18 protein-coding genes are annotated in these 24,924 nt (G+C 59.5%); 10 read left to right on the plus strand and 8 right to left on the minus strand.

Translation table 11 applies throughout. The features are described from left to right. Positions 1–2: 2 nt before the first annotated feature. Together ACR809_RS16985 and bssR are read right to left on the minus strand one after the other, a co-directional pair. Positions 3–1,112, minus strand: a complete 1,110-nt coding sequence (locus tag ACR809_RS16985; RefSeq protein WP_009485546.1) for a PQQ-dependent sugar dehydrogenase — start codon at positions 1,110–1,112, stop codon at positions 3–5. Between the two features lie 115 nt (positions 1,113–1,227). Then, positions 1,228–1,611, minus strand: a complete 384-nt coding sequence (bssR, locus tag ACR809_RS16990; RefSeq protein WP_004151712.1) for a biofilm formation regulator BssR — start codon at positions 1,609–1,611, stop codon at positions 1,228–1,230. 378 nt (positions 1,612–1,989) lie between these two features. Between bssR and ACR809_RS16995 the strand changes: the two genes are divergently transcribed. Both ACR809_RS16995 and rimO read left to right on the plus strand, forming a co-directional pair. Next, positions 1,990–3,231: an oligosaccharide MFS transporter gene (locus ACR809_RS16995; RefSeq protein ID WP_004147732.1), complete on the plus strand. Its 1,242-nt coding sequence runs from the start codon at positions 1,990–1,992 to the stop codon at positions 3,229–3,231. A 232-nt stretch (positions 3,232–3,463) separates the two neighbouring features. Continuing rightward, positions 3,464–4,789 (plus strand): 30S ribosomal protein S12 methylthiotransferase RimO, encoded by a 1,326-nt coding sequence (gene rimO, locus ACR809_RS17000; RefSeq protein ID WP_004141985.1) that lies wholly within the window; start codon positions 3,464–3,466, stop codon positions 4,787–4,789. A 671-nt stretch (positions 4,790–5,460) separates the two neighbouring features. On the opposite strand, the gene gsiD is transcribed toward rimO, so the two are convergent. From gsiD to iaaA, 5 genes are read right to left on the minus strand one after another with little or no spacing between them, the layout of a single operon-like run. After that, positions 5,461–6,372 (minus strand): glutathione ABC transporter permease GsiD, encoded by a 912-nt coding sequence (gsiD, locus tag ACR809_RS17005; RefSeq protein WP_004147729.1) that lies wholly within the window; start codon positions 6,370–6,372, stop codon positions 5,461–5,463. A 1-nt stretch (position 6,373) separates the two neighbouring features. Further along, complete coding sequence (gene gsiC, locus ACR809_RS17010; RefSeq protein ID WP_002892997.1) at positions 6,374–7,294, minus strand: glutathione ABC transporter permease GsiC; 921 nt, start codon at positions 7,292–7,294, stop codon at positions 6,374–6,376. Between the two features lie 46 nt (positions 7,295–7,340). After that, complete coding sequence (gene gsiB, locus ACR809_RS17015; protein WP_012737705.1) at positions 7,341–8,882, minus strand: glutathione ABC transporter substrate-binding protein GsiB; 1,542 nt, start codon at positions 8,880–8,882, stop codon at positions 7,341–7,343. Positions 8,883–8,914: 32 nt separating this feature from the next. Further along, positions 8,915–10,774: a glutathione ABC transporter ATP-binding protein GsiA gene (gsiA, locus tag ACR809_RS17020; protein ID WP_004151710.1), complete on the minus strand. Its 1,860-nt coding sequence runs from the start codon at positions 10,772–10,774 to the stop codon at positions 8,915–8,917. A 17-nt stretch (positions 10,775–10,791) separates the two neighbouring features. After that, positions 10,792–11,733, minus strand: a complete 942-nt coding sequence (gene iaaA, locus ACR809_RS17025) for a beta-aspartyl-peptidase (protein WP_004147725.1) — start codon at positions 11,731–11,733, stop codon at positions 10,792–10,794. 235 nt (positions 11,734–11,968) lie between these two features. Between iaaA and moeA the strand changes: the two genes are divergently transcribed. The 6 genes from moeA to ACR809_RS17055 all read left to right on the plus strand — a co-directional run bounded on the left by moeA (position 11,969) and on the right by ACR809_RS17055 (position 19,847). Then, positions 11,969–13,204 (plus strand): molybdopterin molybdotransferase MoeA, encoded by a 1,236-nt coding sequence (gene moeA, locus ACR809_RS17030; RefSeq protein WP_122051448.1) that lies wholly within the window; start codon positions 11,969–11,971, stop codon positions 13,202–13,204. Further along, positions 13,204–13,959 carry a molybdopterin-synthase adenylyltransferase MoeB gene (gene moeB, locus ACR809_RS17035; RefSeq protein WP_004176736.1) on the plus strand — a complete coding sequence of 252 codons (756 nt, stop codon included), beginning with the start codon at positions 13,204–13,206 and terminating at the stop codon, positions 13,957–13,959. The genes moeA and moeB overlap by 1 nt, the downstream gene beginning before the upstream one ends. Before the next feature lie 154 nt (positions 13,960–14,113). Next, positions 14,114–15,013 carry a glycyl-radical enzyme activating protein gene (locus tag ACR809_RS17040; RefSeq protein WP_004183492.1) on the plus strand — a complete coding sequence of 300 codons (900 nt, stop codon included), beginning with the start codon at positions 14,114–14,116 and terminating at the stop codon, positions 15,011–15,013. Between the two features lie 4 nt (positions 15,014–15,017). Continuing rightward, complete coding sequence (locus tag ACR809_RS17045; protein WP_004893251.1) at positions 15,018–17,450, plus strand: formate C-acetyltransferase/glycerol dehydratase family glycyl radical enzyme; 2,433 nt, start codon at positions 15,018–15,020, stop codon at positions 17,448–17,450. Positions 17,451–17,626: 176 nt separating this feature from the next. Then, on the plus strand, positions 17,627–18,442 hold the full coding sequence (locus ACR809_RS17050; protein WP_004191195.1) for a Cof-type HAD-IIB family hydrolase: 816 nt from the start codon (positions 17,627–17,629) through the stop codon (positions 18,440–18,442). 139 nt (positions 18,443–18,581) lie between these two features. Further along, positions 18,582–19,847, plus strand: coding sequence for a DUF1479 domain-containing protein (locus tag ACR809_RS17055; protein ID WP_004176744.1), 1,266 nt, complete (start codon positions 18,582–18,584; stop codon positions 19,845–19,847). Here ACR809_RS17055 and ACR809_RS17060 read toward each other — a convergent pair. Beyond that, on the minus strand, positions 19,844–20,974 hold the full coding sequence (locus ACR809_RS17060; protein ID WP_004219745.1) for a LacI family DNA-binding transcriptional regulator: 1,131 nt from the start codon (positions 20,972–20,974) through the stop codon (positions 19,844–19,846). The two genes, ACR809_RS17055 and ACR809_RS17060, sit on opposite strands and share 4 nt — an antisense overlap. A gap of 242 nt (positions 20,975–21,216) precedes the next feature. Here ACR809_RS17060 and ACR809_RS17065 point away from each other — a divergent pair, with 242 nt between their 5' ends. Both ACR809_RS17065 and ACR809_RS17070 read left to right on the plus strand, forming a co-directional pair. Continuing rightward, entirely contained in the window at positions 21,217–22,518 is a 1,302-nt protein-coding gene (locus ACR809_RS17065; RefSeq protein WP_004893256.1) for an MFS transporter, read from the plus strand. 15 nt (positions 22,519–22,533) lie between these two features. Beyond that, positions 22,534–24,897: a glycoside hydrolase family 31 protein gene (locus ACR809_RS17070; protein WP_122051449.1), complete on the plus strand. Its 2,364-nt coding sequence runs from the start codon at positions 22,534–22,536 to the stop codon at positions 24,895–24,897. Positions 24,898–24,924 lie beyond the last annotated feature (27 nt).

The following is a 24,924-nucleotide window of genomic DNA, read 5'->3' on the forward strand; positions in this document are numbered from 1 at the left end:
GGCTAAGCCTCGGGACTCAACCGCAATAGCTCGCCGTTAGACTCGTCGGTTAAAACGTACAGATAGCCGTCGGGTCCCACGCGAACATCGCGGATGCGTTTTCCGCGCGCCTCCAGTAATCTCCCCTCCTCGCGGACCTGATTACCGTCCACCGCCAGGACAATCAGCGATGTCTCCTTCAGCGCGCCGATAAACAGCTTATGCTGCCACTGGGGAAAGGTCGGCGCCGAATAAAAGGCCATCCCGCTCACCCCGGGAGAGACCGGCCAGACATACAGGGGAGGTTCGGTCCCCGGAACCGTTTTGCCTTTTGCTTCCGGAATGGGCAGGCCGCTGTAGTTAATACCGTGCGTCGCCAGCGGCCAGCCGTAATTTTTCCCCGCCTGCGGAATATTAATTTCATCTCCGCCACGCGGGCCATGCTCGTTCAGCCACAGCGCCTCGCTCCAGGGATTCATCGCCATGCCCTGCGGATTACGGATGCCGTAAGCCCAGATCTCCGGCCTGGCGTCAGCCCGGCCGACAAAAGGGTTATCCGGCGGTACACCTCCGGTCTCCGTCAGGCGGACCACTTTCCCCTGCAGCTTGCTGAGATCCTGGGCGGTGGCGCGCTGATTATTTTCGCCCAGCCCGATAAACACATATCCTTTGCCGTCGAACACCAGCCTGCCGCCAAAATGATTGCCGACGGAGAGCTTCGGCTGCTGGCGAAAGACCACGGTAAAGTTCGTCAGCTGCGTGGCATCCTCGCTCAACCGCCCATAGCCCACCGCGGTGCCCGCCTTACCGCTGGCGTCGCTTTCCGCATAGCTCAGCCACACCCGCCGCGACTGGGCGAAATCCGGGGCCAGCGCCACGTCCAGTAGGCCACCCTGGCCGTTGGCCCATACCTGCGGCACGCCGGCTATCGGCGCCGACAGACCTTTACCCGGCTGCCAGCGCTTGAGCTCGCCGCCGCGCAGGGTGATCAGTATGCCCTGATCGTCAGGCAGAAAGGCCATGCCCCACGGCTGGGCCAGCCGGTTTTGCAATACCTCCACCCGCACCGCGGCCTGGCTCAGGGCTGGTAGCGCTAAGGCGCTCAATATCAACAGCAGTGGGATCGGACGCATGGCATTCTCCTTTCGTCAGCTCTGGGCTAAAGGGTAGCCAGCGGGGAAATTTGCGCGGGGATTTTTACATAACCTTTAACAGGGGAAGCGTTCACTTCCCCTGGGTTTCAGCCGATCAGGCATGAGTGATTGGCGCCAATTTATTCAATTTATGAATATTTGAGGTCAATCCTGTCAGACAGCGTTCTAGCTTCTCTACGTTAACAGCGATGTATAGCGGACAATCATGATGCCCGCTCATCAGGCATAGTGCAGCGGCGGCGACCGATTCGCCGGCCAGGCGAAGGACATCCCTCTCCTCCGGTGAAATGGCATTCTGCAGGCGCGGCGCCTGCGCACGCATTTCACGGCAAAGCTCAAACAAGTTATCACGCAGATGGTCATTTTCGCTGACTGACATGTAGCCTTTGGCCTTTCGCAGTTGCAGATAGGCGTCAATATCGATATTGGCGTTAATAAGCTTCTGCAGAAGGTGGCGGTATAGTCTGTCAACGGTCATCACGGTTCCTCCTCTGTCGTCCTTTACCCTTTCCATAATACGGTTATTTTTTGTGCAAAATGATGCGCCAGGTCAATAATCCCCAGTTCTTTAACATCATTTACAATGTGACAACTTTAACGCATTGTAGGGTGTATAACAAAAATAATGTTATACGATCACAATTAATTTCAAGATGAAATTAATAAACAGAAAATGGCAATAAGAGACAAAATTAGTGCAGCAATGATCACAATACCTCATATGATCTGTTGCACCATCGTCAATTCGGATGTCATAACAAATAATTAATGTAATACGTATAACATCCCAGAAAAACAGCGAACGCGGCCCGCGGATCGCTGACATTCTCTCTGCCCATTTGCAAGGAACTTAAACATGACGTCCGGTAAAAGAAACTACCTTCTGTTGAGTCTTTTCGATTTCCTCTACCTGTTCGCCTGGTCGTCGACCATGGCTTTCTTCGTTATCTGGACCACCCAGCATCTTGGCATCAGCGCCACGAAGACCGGGCTGCTTTACTCGGTCAACGCCTTTATCGCCCTGCTGATGCAGCCTTTCTTCGGCTTTATCTCTGACAAGTTCGGCCTGAAAAAACGGCTTATCTGGCTGCTGGTCGCCCTGCTCCTGCCGGTGGGCCCCTTCTTTATCTACGTTTACGCGCCGCTGCTGGTGCACAACTTTTGGTTTGGCGCCTTGCTGGGAGGGATCTATCTGGGGATCATCTTTAACTCCGGCTGCGGAGTAATCGACTCTTATATCGATAAGATTTCCCGGCGCTATCAGTTCGAATATGGTCGTGTGCGGATGTGGGGCTCGTTAGGCTGGGCAGCGGCGGCCTGGATTGTGGGTAAATATATCGACAGCAATCCTAATCTGGCCTTCTGGCTCGCCAGCCTCGCCATTGTCATCGCCGCCATCTGCTTTATGCTAACCAAAATTGAATTAACCGACGCCGATGTGGCGCGAAGCGAATCGCTGAAGGTCTCTCATGCCCTTGAGCTGGCGAAGAATGGTCAGTTCTGGATGCTGCTGCTCTTTACCCTGTTCGTCACGCAGATTTACGACACCTACGATCAGCAGTTTGCCCAGTACTTCTCGCTACAGTTCCCGACGCCGGAGGAAGGCAACCGCTGGTACGGGATCCTCGCGTCTATTCAGGTCTGCGGTGAAACCCTGTTCCTCTGCCTGATGCCATGGTTTGTTAACCGGACCGGCGCCAAATGGGCGCTGATCATCGCCGGGCTGATCATGTCGGTACGTATTGTCGGCTCAGCCGTGCCCCTCGGCCCGGTGTGGATTGGTGCGGTGAAAATGATGCATGCTCTGGAGAAGCCGTTGATTCTGGTATCGGTCTTTAAATTCATCGCCGCCAACTTCGACCACAAGCTCTCTTCGACGGTCTATTTGCTGGTGCTGTTCGTCGCCTCGATCGCCACCGCCATTTACTCTCCGCTGGCAGGCTATCTGTACGATACCATTGGCTTCGCCAACACCTATCTGATTCTCGGCAGCGTCGCCGGGCTCTTTACCCTGATCTCTATTTTCACGCTGCAGGATAAGCGCGAGCCGAAAAAAACCGGCGCCACGCCCTCCGCAGCCATTAACCCGGCGCAATAAGTCTCTGCCCGGCAGCCACGCCGGGCTTGAGCCGCCTGTGCGCACGCCTTGTCAGAAGCGTGTCCCGCCCCTCTGCTCCGGGGCGTGTGGGATCCGCTCTGGCGGTGGGGGGCGTAAAAGACAGGTCGGGGGCGCTTTTTCACCATTAACCGCGACGGAGCTATACTCTTTTTCGCAAAGATCTGTAGAATTCCTGCCCTGACCATTCCAATAATTGAACACTTTTTAAGCTATGAGCAATGTCACGCATCAGCCGAAAATCGGCTTCGTCTCCCTGGGCTGCCCGAAAAACCTCGTGGACTCAGAGCGTATCCTGACCGAACTGCGCACCGAAGGTTATGACGTCGTACCGACCTACGACAACGCCGATATGGTGATCGTTAACACCTGCGGCTTTATTGATAGCGCTGTGCAGGAATCGCTGGAAGCGATCGGCGAAGCGTTGAAAGAGAACGGCAAGGTAATCGTCACTGGCTGTCTCGGCGCGAAAGAGGATCAGATCCGCGAAGTGCATCCGAAGGTGCTGGAGATCACCGGTCCGCACAGCTATGAGCAGGTGCTGGAGCATGTCCACCATTATACGCCGAAGCCGAAGCACAACCCGTTCCTGAGCCTGGTGCCGGAACAGGGGGTTAAGCTGACGCCGCGCCACTACGCCTACTTAAAAATTTCTGAAGGCTGCAACCATCGCTGCACCTTCTGCATCATCCCGTCCATGCGTGGCGATCTGGTGAGCCGTCCGATTGGCGAAGTGCTGGCCGAAGCCAAACGCCTCGCTGACGCCGGCGTGAAAGAGCTGCTGGTGATTTCGCAGGACACCTCTGCCTACGGCGTCGACGTCAAGCACCGCACCGGTTTCCACAACGGTATGCCGGTGAAGACCAGCATGGTCAGTTTGTGCGAAGAGCTGGCGAAGCTCGGCATCTGGGTGCGCCTGCACTATGTCTATCCGTACCCGCACGTTGACGATGTGATCCCGCTGATGGCGGAAGGCAAGATTCTGCCGTACCTCGATATTCCGCTGCAGCACGCCAGCCCGCGTATTCTGAAGCTGATGAAGCGTCCTGGTTCTGCGGACCGTCAGCTGGCGCGCATTAAGCAGTGGCGTGAAATTTGCCCGGATCTGACCCTGCGCTCCACTTTTATTGTGGGCTTCCCGGGCGAAACGGAAGAAGATTTCCAGATGCTGCTCGACTTCCTGAAAGAGGCGCGTCTCGACCGCGTCGGCTGCTTCAAGTACAGCCCGGTTGAAGGCGCTACCGCCAACGAGCTGGCGGACCAGGTGCCGGAAGAGGTGAAAGAAGAGCGCTGGAACCGCTTTATGCAGCTGCAGCAGCAGATCTCTGCCGAGCGTCTGCAGGAGAAAGTGGGGCGCGAAATCCTGGTGCTGGTAGATGAAGTTGATGAAGAAGGCGCCATTGGCCGCAGCATGGCCGACGCTCCGGAAATCGACGGCGCGGTGTACCTGAACGGCGAAACCCGCGTTAAGCCGGGCGACGTGGTGCGGGTGAAAGTCGAGCACGCCGACGAATACGACCTGTGGGGTACCCGGGTCTAGTCCGGCTTCCCGGATAGTGGCTTAGCGCATTCCACGGCCTACGGGGTCCTCCCGTAGGCTGACCCCCCAGGTCCGCGCAAGCGCAGCGCCGCCGGGTAATTTATCAGTCATCATGCCTTCATATTGCCGGGTGGCGGCTAACGCCTTACCCGGCCTACAGTTCGTGCGGCCTGCCGTTAATTTATTCACCATTGTTGCTGAAACTGCCGGTGCTGGCGGCCTCAACATCGCTGAGACGTTCCCGAAAGGCCGGGGCAGCCCGCATGGATGCGGGCTGAGGGCCGTGTTTTGCAGGGGCGCTGCCTCGGCCCGACCCGAAGCCTGCAGGGATAAGTCGAAGGCACCACGCAGTGGCGATGTTGCTGGCCGGAGCCCGGGGGTACAGGGGGCGGCGGCGACTGGCCGCCCCCTGTGCCATAAGAGACATAACCCAGACGATTAACCGGGAGCGCAAACTACGCTGAAGCCACAGATAACATAAAGGACTTTCCAGCGATGCTTCGCCTCACCCTGGCCCTCTCCCGGGAGGAGAGGGAACCGTCCGGCGGTCGTTTCCGCCTCACACCGCTCCCTGCGCCATGAGAGACCTAACGCAGAAAATTAACCGGAAGCGCAATGTGCGCTGAAGCCGCAGATAACATAAAGGACTCCCGGCGGAGCTTTCCCTCACCCTACCCCTTTAACTTCGGATCCAGCGCATCGCGCAGGCCATCTCCCAGCAGATTAAACGCCAGCACGGTCACGAAAATCGCCACCGCCGGAAAGAGCGCCACGTGCGGAGACATCACCATATCCGCCCGCGCTTCGTTGAGCATCGCGCCCCACTCCGGGGTGGGCGGCTGCGCGCCGAGGCCGAGAAACGACAGACTGGCCGCCGAAATAATCGATACCCCAATGCGCATGGTGAAATAAACCACGATCGATGACACCGTCCCCGGCAGAATATGGTTGAACAGAATGGTGGCATCGCTGGCGCCGATGCTGCGCGCCGATTCAATAAAGGTCTGCTGCTTCAGAACCAGCGTATTGCCGCGCACCAGACGAGCAAACGCCGGGATCGAGAAGATCGCCACGGCGATGATCACGTTGGCCATCCCGCTGCCCATGACGGCGACCACCGCGATCGCCAGCAGGATCCCCGGAAAGGCGAACAACACGTCGCAAAGTCGCATAATGAGCCGGTCCCACCAGCCCTCATAGTAGCCAGCCAGCAGCCCAAGCACCGTGCCGATGGCCGCGCCAATCAGCACCGCCAGTACCCCGGCGGCCAGCGAGATCTGCGCCCCGACCAGCACCCGGCTGAAAATATCCCGTCCCAGGGAGTCGACTCCAAACCAGTGCACCAGCGAAGGTCCCTCGTTCAGACGGTCGTAGTCGAAATAATTTTCCGCATCGTACGGCGCTATCCATGGGGCAACGATGGCTACCGCAATCAGCAACAGCACGAAAATACCAGCGCCCATCGCCACCGGCTGGCGACGAAAGCGCCGCCAGAACTCATGCCAGGGGGTATGGATCTCGCCGGGTCTGATGCCCGGCATGGCGTTCAGCGCCGCCTGCCTTCTCCAGTTAAGCAATCGCACCTTACTTATACCTGATAGCCGGGTTTATGGCCGCGTACAGCACATCCACCACTAAATTGATAAGAATAAACTCCAGCGAAAAGAGCAGCACTTCCGCCTGAATCACCGGGTAATCGCGCATCTCCACCGAATCGACCAGCAAGCGCCCAAGCCCCGGCCAGTTAAACACCTTCTCCACAACGATCGACCCGCCGAGCAGAAAGCCGAACTGCAGCCCCATCATGGTCACCACCGGGATCATCGCATTGCGCAGACCATGCTTGAGCACCACCCGCGTTTCGCTCACCCCCTTCGCCCGGGCGGTACGCATATAGTCTTCATGCAGCACATCGACGAATGACGCGCGGGTAAAGCGCGCCATGACCGCCGCCACCGCCGCGCCAAGGGTCAACGACGGCAAAATATAGTGCCGCCAGCTGTCGGCCCCCACCGTCGGCAGCCAGCCCAGCTCAACCGAAAACACCTGCATCAGCAGCATACCAAGGGCAAAAGCCGGAAACGAAATACCGCTCACCGCCAGCGCCATTCCCAGACGGTCGGGCCAGCGATTGCGCCACACCGCGGCCGCAATCCCCGCCGCCATCCCGAACAGTACCGCCCAGCTCATGCTGGCCAGCGTCAGCCACAGCGTGGGCATAAAGCGACTGGCAATCTCACTGGCAACGGGACGCCGCGAGGCCATGGAAATGCCAAAATCGCCGCGCAGCACGTTGGTGATGTAGTGCCAGAACTGGACATGCAGCGGCTGGTCAAGCCCCAGCTGCTGGCGCACCATCGCCACCACCTGGGCATCGGCCTCAGGTCCGGCAATCAGCCGCGCCGGGTCACCGGGCAGCATATGGACGAACAGAAACACCAGCACCGCGACGATAAGCAGAGTAGGGATCAGGCCCAGCAGGCGCTTAATCACATAATTCAGCATCGCTCCCTCCCATTCCGGGAGAGAGGACGCATGAAGATGAACATGATCACGGCGTCAGGTCCGCCTGTTCGAAGCTAAAGCCGGTATCCGGCTGAATATAGAAACCGGTGAGGTTCTTGCTGTGGGCGGAGACCAGTTTCTCGACCACCAGCGGCACCCACGGCGACTCTTTCCAGATAATATCCTGCGCCTCTTTATAGAGTTTGGTTTTCTGTTGCGGATCGGTGGTTTTCAGCGCCTCGCTCAGCGCGTTATCCACCTGCGGGTTGCTGTAAAACGCGGTATTAAACAGCGTCGGCGGCCAGTTTTGCGAGGCGAACAGCGGCGACAGCGCCCAGTCGGCTTCACCGGTGGAGGCGGACCAGCCGGTATAGAACATCCGTACCCCGCTCTCTTTCTGCCCTTTACCTTCCACTTCCGCCGCCCGCTGACCAGCGTCCATCGCCGTCACCTGCGCCTTAATCCCCACCTGCGCCAGCTGCTGCTGGGTGAACTGCAGTACTTTCTGCGCGGTGCTGTGATTATGTGATGACCACAGCGTGGTGCTGAAACCGTTAGGGTAGCCCGCCTCTTTCAGCAGCTGGCGCGCTTTCGCCGGATCGTATGGCCAGGCGGGGTAGGTCTGGGCATAGGCGATCGACGGCGGCACCACTCCGGTCGCCGGGGTGGCGTAGCCGGCGAACGCTACCTTCACCAGCGCCTGACGGTTAATCGCATAGTTGATGGCTTCCCGTACCTTCGGATTATCGAACGGCTTCTGCGTCACGTTCATGCTGATGTAGCGCTGCATGATCGACGGGCTGGCCACCAGCTCCAGTTTGCTGTTTTTCGCCAGCAGCGGCGCCTGTTCGTAAGGGATCGGGAAGGCGAACTGCGCCTCGCCGGTCTGCAGCATCGCCGCCCGGGTATTGTTATCCACCACCGGACGCCAGGTGATAGAATCCAGCTTTGGCAGCCCCGGCTGCCAGTACCCATCGAACTTGCTGACCTTCACAAAATCCGTCTGGTTCCAGGTGTCGAGCTTATACGGCCCGGTGCCCACCGGGTGGAAGCCGATATCCTTACCATATTTTTTCAGCGCCGCCGGCGAAATCATCGCTGTCGCCGGATGGGCGAGAATGTTAATAAACGCCGAGAAGGGCTGCTTCAGGGTAATTTTGACCGTAGTCGGATCGACCGCCTCGGTACTGGCAATATTTTTATACAGGTTATAGCGCTTGAGATGGTTATCCGGGTTACTCGCGCGATCGAGGTTAGCCTTTACCGCCTCGGCGTTAAAGTCAGTGCCATCCTGGAATTTCACCCCGCTGTGCAGCTTAACTGTGTACACCAGGCCGTCCGGTGACACGGTATAGCTCTCAGCAAGAACGTTTTGCAGCTTCATCTCTTTATCAAGGCCGAACAGGCCTTGATAAAAGGACTTCGCCACCGCCTGCGACAGGGTATCGTTGGCATCATAGGGGTCGAGGGTCGTGAAGTTAGACCCGACCGCCACCACCACATCTTTGGCGGCAAAGGCGGGAGCGCTCGCCAGGGCTGCCGCGATACTCAGCGCCAGCCACCATTTGCGTGAAACAGGTTGTGTCATCGTGTTCTCCTGAAAAGATGCGTTATGTGTTGTTATGTTCTGCCCAGCACATCGGCGGATTCGCGGGCGACGAAGTGGCCCGGCCCGACCTGCTGCAACGGCACGCTGGCGATCTCCTCGCCCCGCTTATAAATATTGCCCGGGACGTCATCAGACAGCAGAACCCGCTGCGGATGACGGTGGCCCGGATCGGCCACCGGTACGGCGGCCATGAGCTTACGGGTATAGGGGTGCTGCGGGTTTTCAAACACCGCGCGGCGCGGGCCTATTTCGACAATGCGACCGCGATACATCACCGCCACGCGGTGGCTGATGCGCTCCACCACCGCCATATCATGGGAAATAAACAGAAACGCGATGCCCATCTCGCGCTGCAGGTCGAGCATCAGATTGATAATCTGCGCCCGAATGGAGACATCCAGGGCCGACACCGACTCGTCGGCTATCACCACCTTCGGATTCAGCGCCAGCGCGCGGGCAATGCAGATCCGCTGCCGCTGGCCGCCGGAAAAGGCATGGGGATAGCGCCAGGCATGCTCCGGCTGCAACCCCACGCGCTTCAGCAGCCAGGCGACCCGCTCACGCGCTGCTTCCCCACGCAGCAGGCCATGCACCCGCAGCGGCTCCATAATCGAATCGCCGACCGTCTGACGCGGATCAAGCGAGGCGTAAGGATCCTGAAAAATAAACTGAATATTGCGCCGCAGAGCCTGCAGCTTGCCGCCGGCGAGGGTATCGATCCGCTGACCGTCGAAGGTAATGGTGCCTCCCTGGGTCTCTACCAGCCTCAGCAGCGCCCGGCCGGTGGTCGACTTGCCGCAGCCGGACTCGCCCACCAGCGACAGGGTCTCTCCCGGCCAGAGATCAAAACTGACCTTCTCCACCGCATGCACTTCGCGCGTCACGCGATTGAGCAGCCCGCCGCGCACCGGAAAACGGGCCACCAGGTCACGCACCTGCAGGATCGGCTCGCCGGCGACTACCGTATCGGGCGTTTCGCTCTCCGCCAGCGGCTGGCCCGGCAGCGGAAAACGGCGCGGCAGATCCTGGCCACGCATCTCCCCCAGCCGCGGGACCGCCGCCAGCAGCGACTGTGTATACGGGTGCTGCGGCGAACGAAAGATCTCCTCAACGCTGCCGGTCTCTACCGCCTCACCGCGATACATCACCAGCACCCGATCGGCGATATCGGCCACGACGCCCATATCGTGGGTGATAAAGATCACCCCCATCGCCATCTCCTTTTGCAGGACGGCAATGAGTTGCAGAATTTGCGCCTGGATGGTGACATCCAGCGCCGTGGTTGGCTCATCGGCTATCAACACCGCCGGCCGACAGGAGAGCGCCATGGCGATCATCACCCTCTGGCGCATGCCGCCGGAGAGCTGGTGCGGATAGCGCGAGAGCATCTCTTCCGCCTGGGGAATACGCACCTGATCGAGCATCTTTTTCGCCGCGCGCAGCGCCTCTTCGCGCCCCAGCCCCTGGTGCAGGCGCAGGGATTCGGCAATCTGCTCGCCGATGGTAAAAACCGGATTCAGCGAGGTCATCGGCTCCTGAAAAATCATGGCCAGATCCGCGCCGCGCACCCGGCGCATCTCAGCGTCCGTTTGCTCATTGAGCGCGATCACCTGCCGGTTACGCCGCCGCAACCACAGCCCCTCGCTGTTCACCTCGCTGCTGGCCGCGTCTAGCAGACGCATCAGCGCCAGCGCGGTCACCGATTTTCCCGAACCGGACTCACCCACTATCGCCAGCGTCTCGCCGCGGCGCAGGCTGAAGGAAAGCTGACGCACGGCCTGCACCTCCGGCGCATCCTGCTGGCGGAACGCCACGTTCAGGTTGCGCACCACCAGCACTTCGCAGGTATCGGTTTCGTGAGTTTGCGACACTCGCCCTCTCCCTTGTTCTATTCGCGATAAATGCCAATGGTCGGCGTATCGCCGGCATAGCACCAGGCCCGGTACATGCCTTCACTGTTAAACGGTAAAACGACGTTGCCTTCGCGATCGACGGCTATCAGCCCACCGCTGCCGCCGAGAGCCGGCAGTTTCTCCATCACCACCCGCTCGCAGGCGGAATAGAGACTGAGCTGCCCATACTCCATCAGGGCGGCGATATCGTAGGCCGCCAGGGTGCGCATAAAGACTTCGCCGGTGCCGGTACAGGAGACCGCCACGCTGGCATTATTGGCATAACACCCCGCGCCCGGCAGCGGGCTGTCGCCGACGCGTCCGGGCAGTTTGTTGGTCATGCCGCCGGTGGAGGTCGCCGCCGCCAGATTGCCGGCCAGATCGAGCGCCACCGCGCCGACGGTGCCCATTTTCTGGCGTTCGTCGAGGGGAGCGGCGTGGTGGTCGAGGATAATCTCCCCGCCCGCTTTCGCCTCCTGCAGCTGCAGCAGCCTTTCAGGAGTGGAAAACAGATCGTTATCCACGCGCGCCATCCCGTGGGAGATGGCAAAATTTTCCGCCCCCTCGCCGATCAGTAGTACGTGCGGACTCTTCTCCAGCACCAGACGCGCCGCCAGCACCGGATTACGCAAATGTTTGACCCCGGCTACCGCGCCCGCCTGCAGGCTGTAGCCGTCCATTACGCAGGCGTCCAGCTCGTGGGTTTGATCGCGGGTAAATACCGCGCCCATTCCGGCGTTGAACAACGGACACTCCTCCAGCAGCCGAACGGCCTCGGTCACGGCATCCAGCGCGCTGGCGCCCGCGGCCAACATTTTCTGCCCGCTTTCGACGATAGTCGACAGCGCCGCCACATACTCTCGCTCCCGCTCCGGCGTCATTTGCGCGCGAGAAATCGCCCCTGCGCCGCCGTGAATTGCTATAACCGCCTTGCCCATTTCGCCAGTCCTTAACGATGAAGTGGATCGCCCCTGCCCTGTCGTACCGCGGCGCGGCGCCGGTCACGTCATGAATAAGGGTATTGATATCATTATATTGCTGAATGTCTTATACAATTTTTGAATATAGAAAGAGCGGCGGGCGATGTAAAGCCTCGTACCCAGGTGGCATACAGCCCGCGCCGCTTTTCTGCCATAATAGGCGTTTTCGCTGTTTTGCCCGCAGGAGTGACCCATGGATTTTACCGCCGGACTGATGCCGCTCGACACAGCCCTCGCCCAGATGCTCGATCGTATTACGCCGCTGAACGCGACGGAAACTGTACCGCTGTTGCAGGCCTTCTCGCGTGTGACCGCCCATGACATCGTCTCCCCGCTGGATGTGCCCGGCTTTGATAACGCGGCGATGGATGGCTATGCCGTCCGGCTGAACGACCTTCGCGACGGCGCGGCGCTGCCGGTCGCCGGTAAGGCCTTCGCCGGCCAGCCGTTCAACGACGCCTGGCCGGCGGGCACCTGTATCCGCATCATGACCGGCGCGCCGGTGCCGGAAGGCTGCGATGCGGTGGTGATGCAGGAAGAGACTGAACAGACCGAGGGCGGCGTGCGCTTTATCGCGCCGGTAAAAGCCGGGCAGCATATTCGCCGCCGCGGAGAAGATATTGCCCACGGCGCGGTGGTCTTCCCGGCGGGGACACCCCTGACGGTGGCCGAGCTGCCGGTGCTGGCCTCGCTCGGCATTGCCGAGGTCGAGGTGGTGCGCAAGGTACGCGTCGCGGTCTTCTCAACAGGCGATGAGCTGCAGCTGCCGGGTCAACCGCTCGGCGACGGCCAGATTTACGATACCAACCGCCTGGCAGTGCACCTGATGCTGCAGCAGTTGGGCTACGAGGTCATTAACCTCGGCATTATTCCTGACGACCCGGCGAAGCTGCGCGACGCCTTTATCGACGCCGACCAGCAGGCCGATGTGGTCATTAGCTCCGGCGGCGTCTCGGTGGGTGAAGCCGATTACACCAAAACTATCCTCGAAGAGCTGGGGGAGATCGGCTTCTGGAAGCTGGCGATTAAGCCGGGGAAACCCTTCGCCTTCGGCAAGCTCAGCAGCAGCTGGTTCTGCGGCCTGCCGGGTAACCCGGTGTCCGCCACCGTCACCTTCTGTCAGCTGGTGCAACCCCTGCTGGCGAAACTCTCGGGCAAGCACGGCCCGCTTCAGGCGCCCCGCCTGCGGGTCCGCGCCGCCACGCGCCTGAAAAAGTCGCCTGGCCGCCTCGATTTTCAGCGCGGTATTCTGCAGCGCAACCCGGACGGCGAACTGGTGGTGAACACCACCGGCCATCAGGGCTCGCACATTTTCAGCTCCTTCAGCCTCGGCAACTGCTTTATCGTGCTGGAGCGTGAGCGCGGCCATGTTGAAGCAGGCGAATGGGTCGAGGTCGAACCCTTCAGTCACCTGTTTGGGGGGCTGTAATGACCGTTGAGCTGAGCGATGAAGAGATGCTGCGCTATAACCGGCAGATCGTCTTGCGCGGTTTTGATTTTGACGGCCAGGAGCGGTTAAAAGCCGCTCGCGTGCTGGTGGTCGGCCTCGGCGGGCTCGGCTGCGCCGCCGCGCAGTATCTGGCCGCCGCCGGGGTCGGGCAGCTCACCCTGCTCGATTTCGACACTGTCTCGCTCTCCAACCTGCAGCGCCAGACGCTGCACAGCGACGCCACCCTCGGCCAGCCGAAGGTGGATTCCGCCCGCGAGGCGCTGGCGCGCATTAACCCGCACGTCCGTCTGGTCCCGCTCAATGCCTTGCTGGATGAGGCGGCGCTGGCGGCGCAGATTGCCGATCACGATCTGGTGCTCGACTGCACCGACAACGTCGCCATTCGCAACCAGCTTAACGTCGGCTGCTTTCAGCACAAAACCCCACTGGTCTCCGGAGCGGCGATCCGTATGGAGGGGCAAATCAGCGTCTTTACCTATCAGGATGGCGAACCCTGCTACCGCTGCCTGAGCCGTCTGTTCGGCGAAAATGCCCTCACCTGCGTCGAAGCCGGGGTAATGGCCCCGCTGGTGGGCACCATCGGTTCGCTGCAGGCGATGGAGGCGATTAAGCTGCTGAGCGGCTACGGCACCCCTGCCAGCGGAAAAATCGTCATCTACGATGCCATGACCTGCCAGTTTCGCGAAATGAGGCTGATGCGTCACCCGCAGTGCGAGGTATGCGGCTCGCACTGACCCTCACACCGGCGACGAGAGTCGCCGGTGGTTTTGTGACCGCTCTCGTTATTTTCTCCTCTCTGACTTATCCCCATCCCGCTTGTTGATTTGCGTCAACACAACTTTCATTCGAAAGTGTTTTTATGTTCATACGCAAGCAAGAGGATAAGCCATGATCTTCAACATCCAGCGCTATTCCACCCATGACGGCCCAGGGATCCGCACCGTCGTCTTCCTGAAAGGCTGCTCGCTGGGCTGCCGCTGGTGCCAGAACCCGGAGAGCCGCGCCCGTAGCGAAGATCTGCTGTATGACTCGCGGCTGTGCCTGGCCGGCTGCGAGCTGTGCCAGCAGGCGGCGCCGGCGGTTATCACCCGCACCCTCGATGGCCTGATCATTCACCGGCAAAACGTTAACGACAGCCATATCGCCGCGCTGCGCGACTGCTGCCCCACCACCGCGCTCACGGTGTGCGGCGAGGAGAAGAGCGTCGAGGAGATCATGGCGACGGTGCTGCGTGATAAACCATTCTACGATCGCAGCGGCGGCGGCATCACTCTTTCCGGCGGCGAACCCTTTATGAACCCAACGCTGGCGCAAGCGCTGTTCGAAGCCAGTCATCAGGCAGGCATTCACACCGCCGTGGAAACCTGCCTGCACGTGCCGTGGAAATACATTGAACCGTCTTTACCCTTTGTCGACCTGTTTCTCGCCGATCTGAAGCATGTTGACGAGGCCGTTTTTCAGCAGTGGACCGACGGCAGCGCCCGCCGGGTGCTGGATAACCTGCAGCGTCTGGCGCAGGCGGGGAAAAAAATGATTATTCGCGTGCCGTTGATCCAGGGATTCAACGCCAGCGAAGCCGACATTGCCGCGATCACCGATTTTGCCGCCGATCGCCTGCAGGTCAGCGAGATCCATTACCTGCCGTACCACACGCTGGGAATGAACAAATACCAGTTACTCAGTCAGCCCTACACCGCACCGGACAAACCGCTGGACGCTCCTGAGCTGCTCGCCTTCGCGCAGGATTATGCGCAAAGCAAGGGGCTAACGGCGATATTACGAGGATAACCCTATGACTACCCTGAAGCTCAACACCCTCAGCGCCCGTATCCAGGCCCATAAAATGGCGCTGGTGCATATCGTCAAGCCGCCGGTCTGTACCGAGCGCGCCCGCCACTATACGGAGATGTATCAGCGGCATCTCGATAAACCGATCCCGGTGCGCCGCGCGCTGGCGCTGGCTCACCACCTGGCGGAGCGCACCATCTGGATCAAGCACGATGAGCTGATCGTCGGTAACCAGGCCAGCGAAGTGCGCGCCGCGCCTATTTTCCCGGAATACACCGTCAGCTGGATTGAGAAAGAGATCGACGATCTCGCCGACCGCCCCGGCGCCGGCTTCTCGGTCAGCGAGGAGAATAAACGCGTATTGCATGAAGTGTGCCCATGGTGGCGCGGCCAGACCGTACAAGACCGCTGCTACGGTATGTTCACCGATGAGCAAAAGGCGCTGCTCGCCACCGGCATTATTAAGGCGGAAGGCAATATGACCTCCGGGGATGCTCACCTCGCGGTCAACTACCCCTTGCTGCTGGAGAAAGGCCTCGACGGGATGCGTGCGAAAGTCGCCGAACGCCGCTCGCGTATCAATTTGACAGTACTGGAAGACCTGCACGGCGAGCAGTTCCTGAAAGCGATTGATATCGTGCTGGAAGCGGTCAGCGATCACAGCAAACGCTTCGCCGCGCTGGCGCGCGAGATGGCGACAGCAGAATCCCGCGAATCACGCCGCCACGAACTGCTGACGATTGCCGAAAACTGCGACGTCATCGCCCATGAGCCGCCGAAAACCTTCTGGCAGGCGCTGCAGCTGTGCTACTTCATTCAGCTTATCCTGCAGATTGAATCCAATGGCCATTCGGTATCCTTCGGCCGTATGGACCAGTACCTCTACCCGTACTACCGCCGCGACGTTGAGTTGCAACAGTCGCTGGATCGCGAACAGGCCATTGAGCTGCTGCACAGCTGCTGGCTGAAGCTGCTGGAGGTCAATAAGATCCGTTCCGGCTCGCACTCCAAAGCCTCTGCCGGCAGCCCGCTATACCAGAACGTCACCATCGGCGGCCAGAATCTGGTGGATGGTAAGCCGCAGGACGCGGTCAACCCGCTGTCCTATGCGATCCTGGAATCCTGCGGTCGCCTGCGTTCTACCCAGCCGAACCTCAGCGTGCGCTACCACGCCGGGATGAGCAACGACTTCCTCGACGCCTGCGTCCAGGTGATCCGCTGCGGTTTCGGCATGCCGGCGTTTAACAACGATGAAATCGTCATCCCGGAATTCATTAAGCTGGGCATTGAGCCGCAGGACGCCTACGATTACGCGGCTATCGGCTGTATCGAAACCGCGGTCGGCGGTAAGTGGGGCTACCGCTGTACCGGCATGAGCTTTATTAACTTCGCGCGGGTGATGCTGGCGACGCTGGAAGGCGGCCGCGATGCCACCAGCGGTCAGGTGTTCCTGCCGCAGGAGCACGCCCTGTCGAAAGGCAACTTCGCTAACTTCGATCAGGTGCTGGCAGACTGGGACCGCCAGATTCGTTACTACACCCGTAAATCCATCGAGATTGAGTACGTGGTCGATACCATGCTGGAAGAGAACGTCCACGATATTCTCTGCTCGGCGCTAGTCGATGACTGCATCGAACGGGCGAAAAGCATTAAGCAAGGCGGCGCGAAGTATGACTGGGTTTCCGGCCTGCAGGTGGGTATCGCCAACCTCGGCAACAGCCTCGCGGCGGTGAAAAAACTGGTCTTCGATCAGGGCGCCATCGGCCAGCAGGAGCTGGCGAAGGCGCTGGCGGAAGATTTCGACGGTCTGACCCACGAGCAGCTGCGCCAGCGGTTGATCAACGGCGCGCCGAAGTATGGTAACGATGATGACAGCGTCGACGAGTTGCTGGCGCGGGCCTACCAGACCTATATCGACGAGCTGAAGCAGTATCACAACCCGCGCTATGGCCGCGGCCCGATTGGCGGCAATTATTACGCTGGCACCTCCTCTATTTCCGCTAACGTCCCGTTCGGCGCGCAGACCATGGCGACGCCGGATGGCCGTAAAGCGCATACCCCGCTGGCGGAGGGGGCCAGCCCGGCCTCCGGTACCGATCATCTGGGGCCGACGGCGGTTATCAGTTCGGTGGGCAAGCTGCCGACCGGGGCGATCCTCGGCGGCGTGCTGCTTAATCAGAAGCTGAATCCGTCAACGCTGGAGAACGAGTCCGATAAGCAGAAGCTGATGGTGCTGCTGCGCACTTTCTTCGAGGTGCACAAAGGCTGGCATATCCAGTACAACATCGTGTCGCGCGACACGCTGCTGGAAGCCAAGAAACATCCTGACCAGTACCGCGATTTAGTGGTCCGCGTCGCTGGATACTCGGCGTTCTTCACCGCCCTGTCGCCGGATACCCAGGACGATATCATCGCCCGTACCGAACATACGCTGTAATCCTTCGTGCCCGCTGGCGCTATGCTTAGCGGGCCAACCCTGTTCTGCAGGCCGGAAAAGACATGCCCTTCCGGCATTTTCTGAATGCCTGAACTTTCATTCGAAATAAATTTGTGCTCCCCATCACATTGTAATTAGAATGTTACTGGTCGAAGTTAAGCCAGGAGCATCCCCTTATGACCGTTAAAGTTATCGTCACCGATATGGACGGAACTTTTCTCAATGACGCCAAAACCTACGATCGCTCACGGTTTCTGGCGCAATTCGCCCAGTTGCAGCAGCGCGGCATTGAATTTGTTGTCGCCAGCGGCAACCAGTACTATCAGTTGATCTCCTTCTTCCCGGAGATCCGCGAGCAGATTTCGTTCGTCGCAGAAAACGGCGCTCTGGTTTATGAACATGGCACGCAGCTGTTCCACGGCGAACTGACCCGCCACGAATCACAAGTGGTGATTGGCGAATTGCTCAAAGATCCGCAGCTCAACTTTGTCGCCTGCGGCCTGCAGAGCGCCTACGTCAGCGATAAAGCTCCGGACGCCTTTGTTGAGCTGATGTCGAAGCACTACCATCGCCTACAGCGGGTGAGCGACTATCACGCCATCGACGATACGCTGTTTAAATTCTCTCTCAACCTGCCGGACAGCGAGATCCCACAGCTGATTGATAAACTGCACGTGTCGCTCGACGGCATCATGAAGCCGGTCACCAGCGGCTTTGGCTTTGTCGATTTGATTATCCCTGGCCTGCATAAAGCCAACGGCATCAGCCGTTTGCTCAAGCGCTGGGATCTTTCGCCGCAGCAATGCGTCGCCATCGGCGACAGCGGCAACGACGCCGAAATGCTGAAGCTGGTGAAATACGCTTTCGCCATGGGTAACGCTGCCGACAGCATCAAGGCCATCGCCGGCTACGCTACCGACGATAATAACCATGACGGCGCGCTGAACGTTATCCAGGCCGTCCTCGATAACACCCCGCCCTTCAACGCCTGACCCTTCGCCGGGGCATCGCGCCCCGGTTTTCCATTTTGTGCGCCGCAGCAAGATTTTAAACTTGCATTAACTCCATTTTAACTTAAATTAACGTTTGTAAGATTTGATACTTTCGAATGAAAGATACAGCGAGGTTATTATGGCTGCTCTCCCGACCCACGAAACACTTCCCGCCGATCACAAAGCGGCGATTCGCCAGATGAAACAGGCCCTGCGGGCGCAAATTGGCGACGTCCAGGCGGTGTTCGATAAGCTCTCAGCGCGCATCAGCGAGCGGCTGCAGGAGATTGAGACACTGAAAGCCGCAGGCCAGGAGGTCTGGCCAACCGTTCCGTTCCGCGATATCGCCGAAGGAACAGTGAGCGATGAGCAGCGCGCGGCCATTAAGCGCCGGGGCTGCGCGGTGATTAAAGGCCACTTCCCACGCGAACAGGCGTTGGCGTGGGATACCGCGATGCTGGAATATCTGGATCGCAACCATTTCGACGATGTTTACAAAGGGCCTGGCGACAGCTTCTTCGGTTCGCTGGAGGCTTCGCGCCCGGAGATCTACCCGATCTACTGGTCGCCCTCGCAAATGCAGGCGCGGCAGAGCGATGAAATGGCGGCAGTGCAATCTTTTCTCAACCGCCTGTGGCGTTTTGAACAGAATGGCAAACGCTGGTTCGATCCGGACGTCAGCGTGATCTATCCCGACCGCATCCGCCGCCGCCCGCCGGGAACCACTTCGAAGGGGCTGGGGGCGCATACCGATTCCGGCGCGCTGGAGCGCTGGCTGCTTCCCGCCTATCAGCAGGTTTTCGCCAACGTTTTTAATGGCAATATCGACGCCTACGACCCGTGGGACGCCGCGCACCGTACCGAAGTGGAAGAGTATACCGTCGACAACACCACCAAATGCTCGGTGTTCCGTACCTTCCAGGGCTGGACCGCGCTGTCGGACATGATCCCGGGTCAGGGGCTGCTGCACGTGGTGCCGATCCCGGAGGCGATGGCTTATGTGCTGCTGCGCCCCCTGCTCGACGATGTGCCGGAAGATGAGCTGTGCGGCGTCGCGCCGGGCAGAGTGCTGCCGATCTCTGAGCAGTGGCACCCGCTCTTAATTAAAGCGTTAAGCTCGATTCCAGCGCTGAATGCCGGGGACTCCGTCTGGTGGCACTGCGACATCATTCACTCGGTGGCACCGGTGGAAAATCAGCAGGGCTGGGGAAATGTGATGTACATTCCGGCCGCGCCGATGTGCGAGAAGAACCTCGCCTACGCGCAGAAAGTAAAAATCGCCCTGGAAAAAGGCGCCTCGCCGGGGGATTTCCCGCGCGAGGACTATGAAGCCAGCTGGCAGGGGCGCTTCACCCTGGAGGATCTGAATATCCACGGCAAACGGGCGCTGGGTATGCCGGTCTAATCGTCATACAGCCCCTGCGGCTCGACGGCGGTATGGCCTTTGCCCGGCCGGATCCGCCGTACCGAATCGCGTACCACCAGCGTGCCATGCAGCAGTAGCGAGCCGTGCGGCGCCTCCGGGCGCAGCAGGCGCTGCTGCAGGAGATGCACCGCCTCGCTGCCCAGCTCATCCCGCGGCACATGCACCGCGGTCAGCGGCACCTCCTGAATCGCCGCCAGATTAAATCCGTCAATGCTCATCACCGAGACATCCTGCGGCACCCGCAGGCCACGCTTTTGCAATGCGCTGACGGTGCCGGCGGCCATAAAATCGCCGCCCACCAGGAAGGCGGTGGGCAACGGCCTGCCCTGTAAGCCGTCAAGCCAGGCGCCCACCTGCTCTTCCGTCTCTCTGGCGCTAAAGTTGGCGACGCTGATAAGATCCCGGCTGGCGGTAAAGCGCAGATTACGCGCGCGCCACGCCTCCTGAATCCCCCCCAGCCGCAGCTCCATGGTATAGCGGCGCAGGCACATCACGTTCATCACCGCCCGATGCCCCATATCAAACAGATAGCGGGCCGCGCACTGGCCGATCAGCCGATGATCGGGAGCGATGGACGGCAGCCGCATCCCTTCATCCCGACAGTTGATCAATACGCAGGGTTTGCCCAGATCCGCCGCCAGGCCATGAATATGCGGATCGTCGATCCCCAGCAGCACCGCGGCCTGGGTCTCAGGTTCATTCATGCGGGCAAGAAACAGGTTGGCGTCGCTGTCGTTCTCATCCAGCGCGCAGTAGCGCAGGCGCACTTCATGCGCCGCCAGCGCGTTATTGATACTCTGGATCACCCGGTAGTAGAAGATATCCGATCGCTCATCGAATGCGCGCTGCGGGGCAAACACCAGCAGATGATTGAGCAGCAGACGCCCGGCGGCCAACCCCTGCATGACACCCAGCTCGCGGGCGCAGTCCAGCACCGCCCGGCGCGCCTTGTCGCTGGTATTCGCTTTCCCGGCCAGGACGCGTGAAACGGTGCTGGGCGATAGCCCGGTGCGGGCGGCAATTTCGGCGACGCGCAGCTTTTTATCCATTTTGTGATCCAGCTCCGATTGAAAAATGAAAGAATTTTCATAATCGCCAAAGCACACGTTACAAGCAAATTCCGCTGTCAAATATGCGATCTCGCTCATTTCATGAAAAAACTTGCATAAATAGCGCTTTGCCAGACGATTTTTCTGCCCTAGCCTGAATTGGTCCAACATCTCCCATACTAGTTATACCAATGATGTTGAGATTAAAAATAGACTATTCAAATAGTTAATAAATCTACGTGACCACTCAGGGAGTGAGACCGTCACTTTCCCCCTACAAACGTCTTGTGGAGTGTGCTATGAGTCAAGGCCTCAACAATGATATCGCCGTCAGCAAAACGCGCCGGGTAGTGAAAAACCTGCGCTGGTGGGTGCTGGTCCTGTTTTTACTTGGCGTTACCGTCAACTACATCACACGCAACTCGCTGGGAATTATCGCGCCGGAACTGAAAGCGACCCTCGGCATTACTACCGAACAATACTCGTGGATCGTCGGCGCGTTTCAGCTGGCTTACACGATTTTCCAGCCGCTGTGCGGCTGGCTTATCGACGTCATCGGCCTGAAGCTTGGCTTTATGATCTGCGCCACCCTGTGGGCGCTGGCCTGTATCGCCCACGCCGGGGCCGGTAGCTGGCTGCACCTGGCTATGTTGCGCTTCTTTATGGGTGGGGCCGAGGCGGCCGCTACTCCGGCCAACGCCAAAACCATCGGCGAATGGTTTCCGAAATCTGAACGCCCGATTGCCGCCGGCTGGGCTGGCGTTGGGTTCTCCATCGGCGCGATGCTGGCCCCGCCGATCATCTACTTCGCCCACGCCTCCTTCGGCTGGCAAGGGGCGTTTATGTTTACCGGCGCGCTGGCGCTACTGTGGGTAATACTATGGTGGGCCTTCTATCAGACCCCGGAAAAGCACCCCAATCTCAGCAAAAGCGAGCTGGAGTACATCAAACAGGATAACGAAGCCCCGCCGGTAAAACAGCCCTTCTTTACCGCGCTCAAAACCGTCTCGAAAAATAAACGTTTCTACGGGATCGCCATTCCCGCCTTTATGGCCGAGCCCGCCTGGGCGGTGCTGAGTTTCTGGGTGCCGCTGTACCTGGCGAAAGAGCACGGCATGGATTTGAAGCAGATCGCCATGTTCGCCTGGCTGCCGTTTCTCGCCGCCGATCTCGGCAGCGTGGTCAGCGGCTACCTCACCCGCCTGTATGTTCGCTGGTTCGGCTGTACGCGAGTGAACTCGGTGATCGCCAGCTCGGTAACCGGCGCGTTCCTGATGCTCTCCCTGGCCCTCGTCGCCATCACCCGCGATCCCTATATCACCATCATCCTGATCTCCATTGGCGGCTTCGGCCATCAGATCATCTCCTGCATGCTCAGCGCGCTGGTGGTGGAGTCTTTCGACAAGGGACAAATGGCGACGGTCAACGGTATGCGCGGCTCCGCAGCGTGGATCGCCAGCTTCTTGTTCTCGTTATTAATCGGGGTGACCGCCGACAAAATCGGCTTCAACCCGCTATTTATCGCCATGGGTTTCTTTGACCTGATTGGCGCCGTTTTCCTGGTGGCATTTATTGCTGAACGTCGCGCCAAGCGCGCCTGAGAGTGGATGTAAGATATGAAGACGCTGAAACACTGGAGTTTGCATCAACAGCTGGAGCATCACGTTGAACTGACGGTCGATGGCCAGCACACCCTGTGCCTGTACGTACTGGAAGAGAATTTGTTCCGCGTCCTGCTAAAACGCCAGGGCCAGCTGGCGCTGGATCGCACCTGGAGCATCGCTCCACAGCAGGATGTGCCGTGGGAAGGCCGCGCCCGGGATGACCTCAGCGGTTTTAGTCTCCCGGCCTGGCAGCTGACCCGGGAGGGCGATACGCTGACTATCGCCACCCGCCAGCTGCGCGTCACCGTTCACCAGCCGCTGTGGCTGGAGTGGAGCTATCGCGACGAGGCCGGCGAATGGCAGCCGCTTGCCAATGACCGTCCGACCAGCGCCTACCTGGCGAATGCCCACGGCGACGGCGTCGCCCATTATCTGAGCCGCCGCAAAGACGAGCGTTTCTACGGCCTGGGCGAAAAGGCCGGCGACCTGCAGCGCACCGGTAAACGCTATGAGATGCGTAACCTCGATGCCATGGGCTACAACGCCGTCAGCACTGACCCGCTGTATAAACATATTCCGTTCACCATCACCCAGCGCAGCGATATCAGCTACGGCCTGTTCTATGACAACCTGAGCAGCTGCTGGCTGGATCTGGGGAACGAGATCGACAACTACCACACCGCCTATCGCCGCTGGCAGGCGGAAGCCGGCGACATCGATTATTACCTGTTTACCGGTAAGCAGGTGCTGGATGTGACCAAAGCCTTCGTTCGCCTGACCGGTAAAACGCTGTTTGGACCCAAATGGAGCCTCGGCTACAGCGGCTCCACCATGCACTATACCGACGCGCCGGATGCGCAAATTCAGCTGATGAACTTTATCCGCCTGTGCGAGCAGCACGCGATCCCCTGCGATTCGTTCCAGCTCTCTTCCGGCTATACCTCAATCAACGGCAAGCGCTACGTCTTTAACTGGAACTACGACAAGGTGCCGCAGCCCAAAGTGATGAGCCAGTCGTTTCACGATGCCGGGCTGAAGCTGGCCGCCAATATCAAACCGTGCCTGCTGCAGGATCACCCGCGCTACGGCGAGGTGGCGGAGCGCGGTCTCTTCATTCGCGATTCGCAAACTGACGCTCCGGAGCGTTCCAGCTTCTGGGATGATGAAGGGTCGCATCTCGATTTCACCAATCCGCAAACCGTGGCCTGGTGGCAGGAAGGCGTGACCACCCAGCTACTGGAGATGGGCATCGATTCGACCTGGAACGATAATAACGAATACGAAGTATGGGACGGCGAAGCCCGCTGCTACGGCTTTGGCCGTGAAATCGCCATCAAACATATTCGCCCGGTGATGCCGCTGTTGATGATGCGCGCCTCGCTGGAAGCCCAGCAGCGCTTTGCGCCGCAAAAGCGCCCATATCTGATCTCCCGCTCCGGCTGCGCCGGGATGCAGCGCTACGTCCAGACCTGGAGCGGCGACAACCGCACCAACTGGGATACGCTGCGCTATAACATCCGCATGGGCCTGGGGATGAGCCTTTCCGGGCTGTTTAACGTCGGCCACGACGTCGGCGGTTTCTCCGGCGATAAACCAGAGCCGGAACTGTTTGTGCGCTGGGTACAAAATGGCGTCATGCATCCGCGCTTTACCATTCACTCGTGGAATGATGACCAGACGGTAAACGAAGCATGGATGTATCCGGCCATCACTCCGGCGATCCGCTCAGCCATTGAGCTGCGCTACCGCCTGCTGCCCTATCTGTACACTCTGCTATGGCAGGCGCATGCTGATGATGAGCCGATGCTCCGCCCGACCTTCCTCGATCACCAGCACGATGCGCAGACCTTCGCCGAATGCGATGACTTCCTGCTGGGCCGCGACCTGCTGGTGGCCAGCGTGGTCGAGCCGGGCGCCCGCCAGCGTGAAGTATGGCTGCCGGATAATCAGGCCGGTTGGTACGATTTCTACAGCCATCAGTGGTTCGCCGGCGGCCAGTGGGTGACGCTGGACGCGCCGCTGGAAAAACTGCCGCTGTTGGTCCGCGCCGGCGCTGGTCTGCCGCTTAGTGAACGTATCAGCCATGTCGATGCGCAAAAAGACGATCGTCGCGAACTGCAGCTGTTCCCGCTGAAAGGTACCGGCTCAACCCGCGGTCTGCTGTTTGAAGACGACGGCGAAAGCTGGGGCTATAAACAGGGGGATGCGCTATGGCTGGAGTGGGAAATGACCTGCAGCGCCAGCAGCATAAACCTGGATATCAACGCCCGCGGCAACTATCGCCCGGCTTGGAAAGCGCTGAAGCTGTCATTACCGGTAGGAGAAAAGCGTAAGCTGCTGGTGAATGGCGTTGAAGGGACCGAGTGGAGACTCTGACCATAGGCCGGCTGAAATGCCGGTATT

The sequence above is a fragment of the Klebsiella sp. CD33 genome, from assembly GCF_051992865.1.
Taxonomy (GTDB): domain Bacteria; phylum Pseudomonadota; class Gammaproteobacteria; order Enterobacterales; family Enterobacteriaceae; genus Klebsiella; species Klebsiella pneumoniae.

Bases quoted from the DNA above. Each gene is read 5' to 3' on its own strand.
- ACR809_RS16985 (WP_009485546.1), bottom strand. From the start codon at position 1,112: ATGCGTCCGATCCCACTGCTGTTGATATTGAGCGCCTTAGCGCTACCA.
- bssR (WP_004151712.1), bottom strand. From the start codon at position 1,611: ATGACCGTTGACAGACTATACCGCCACCTTCTGCAGAAGCTTATTAAC.
- ACR809_RS16995 (WP_004147732.1), top strand. From the start codon at position 1,990: ATGACGTCCGGTAAAAGAAACTACCTTCTGTTGAGTCTTTTCGATTTC.
- rimO (WP_004141985.1), top strand. From the start codon at position 3,464: ATGAGCAATGTCACGCATCAGCCGAAAATCGGCTTCGTCTCCCTGGGC.
- gsiC (WP_002892997.1), bottom strand. From the start codon at position 7,294: ATGCTGAATTATGTGATTAAGCGCCTGCTGGGCCTGATCCCTACTCTG.
- gsiB (WP_012737705.1), bottom strand. From the start codon at position 8,882: ATGACACAACCTGTTTCACGCAAATGGTGGCTGGCGCTGAGTATCGCG.
- iaaA (WP_004147725.1), bottom strand. From the start codon at position 11,733: ATGGGCAAGGCGGTTATAGCAATTCACGGCGGCGCAGGGGCGATTTCT.
- moeA (WP_122051448.1), top strand. From the start codon at position 11,969: ATGGATTTTACCGCCGGACTGATGCCGCTCGACACAGCCCTCGCCCAG.
- moeB (WP_004176736.1), top strand. From the start codon at position 13,204: ATGACCGTTGAGCTGAGCGATGAAGAGATGCTGCGCTATAACCGGCAG.
- ACR809_RS17040 (WP_004183492.1), top strand. From the start codon at position 14,114: ATGATCTTCAACATCCAGCGCTATTCCACCCATGACGGCCCAGGGATC.
- ACR809_RS17045 (WP_004893251.1), top strand. From the start codon at position 15,018: ATGACTACCCTGAAGCTCAACACCCTCAGCGCCCGTATCCAGGCCCAT.
- ACR809_RS17050 (WP_004191195.1), top strand. From the start codon at position 17,627: ATGACCGTTAAAGTTATCGTCACCGATATGGACGGAACTTTTCTCAAT.
- ACR809_RS17055 (WP_004176744.1), top strand. From the start codon at position 18,582: ATGGCTGCTCTCCCGACCCACGAAACACTTCCCGCCGATCACAAAGCG.
- ACR809_RS17065 (WP_004893256.1), top strand. From the start codon at position 21,217: ATGAGTCAAGGCCTCAACAATGATATCGCCGTCAGCAAAACGCGCCGG.
- ACR809_RS17070 (WP_122051449.1), top strand. From the start codon at position 22,534: ATGAAGACGCTGAAACACTGGAGTTTGCATCAACAGCTGGAGCATCAC.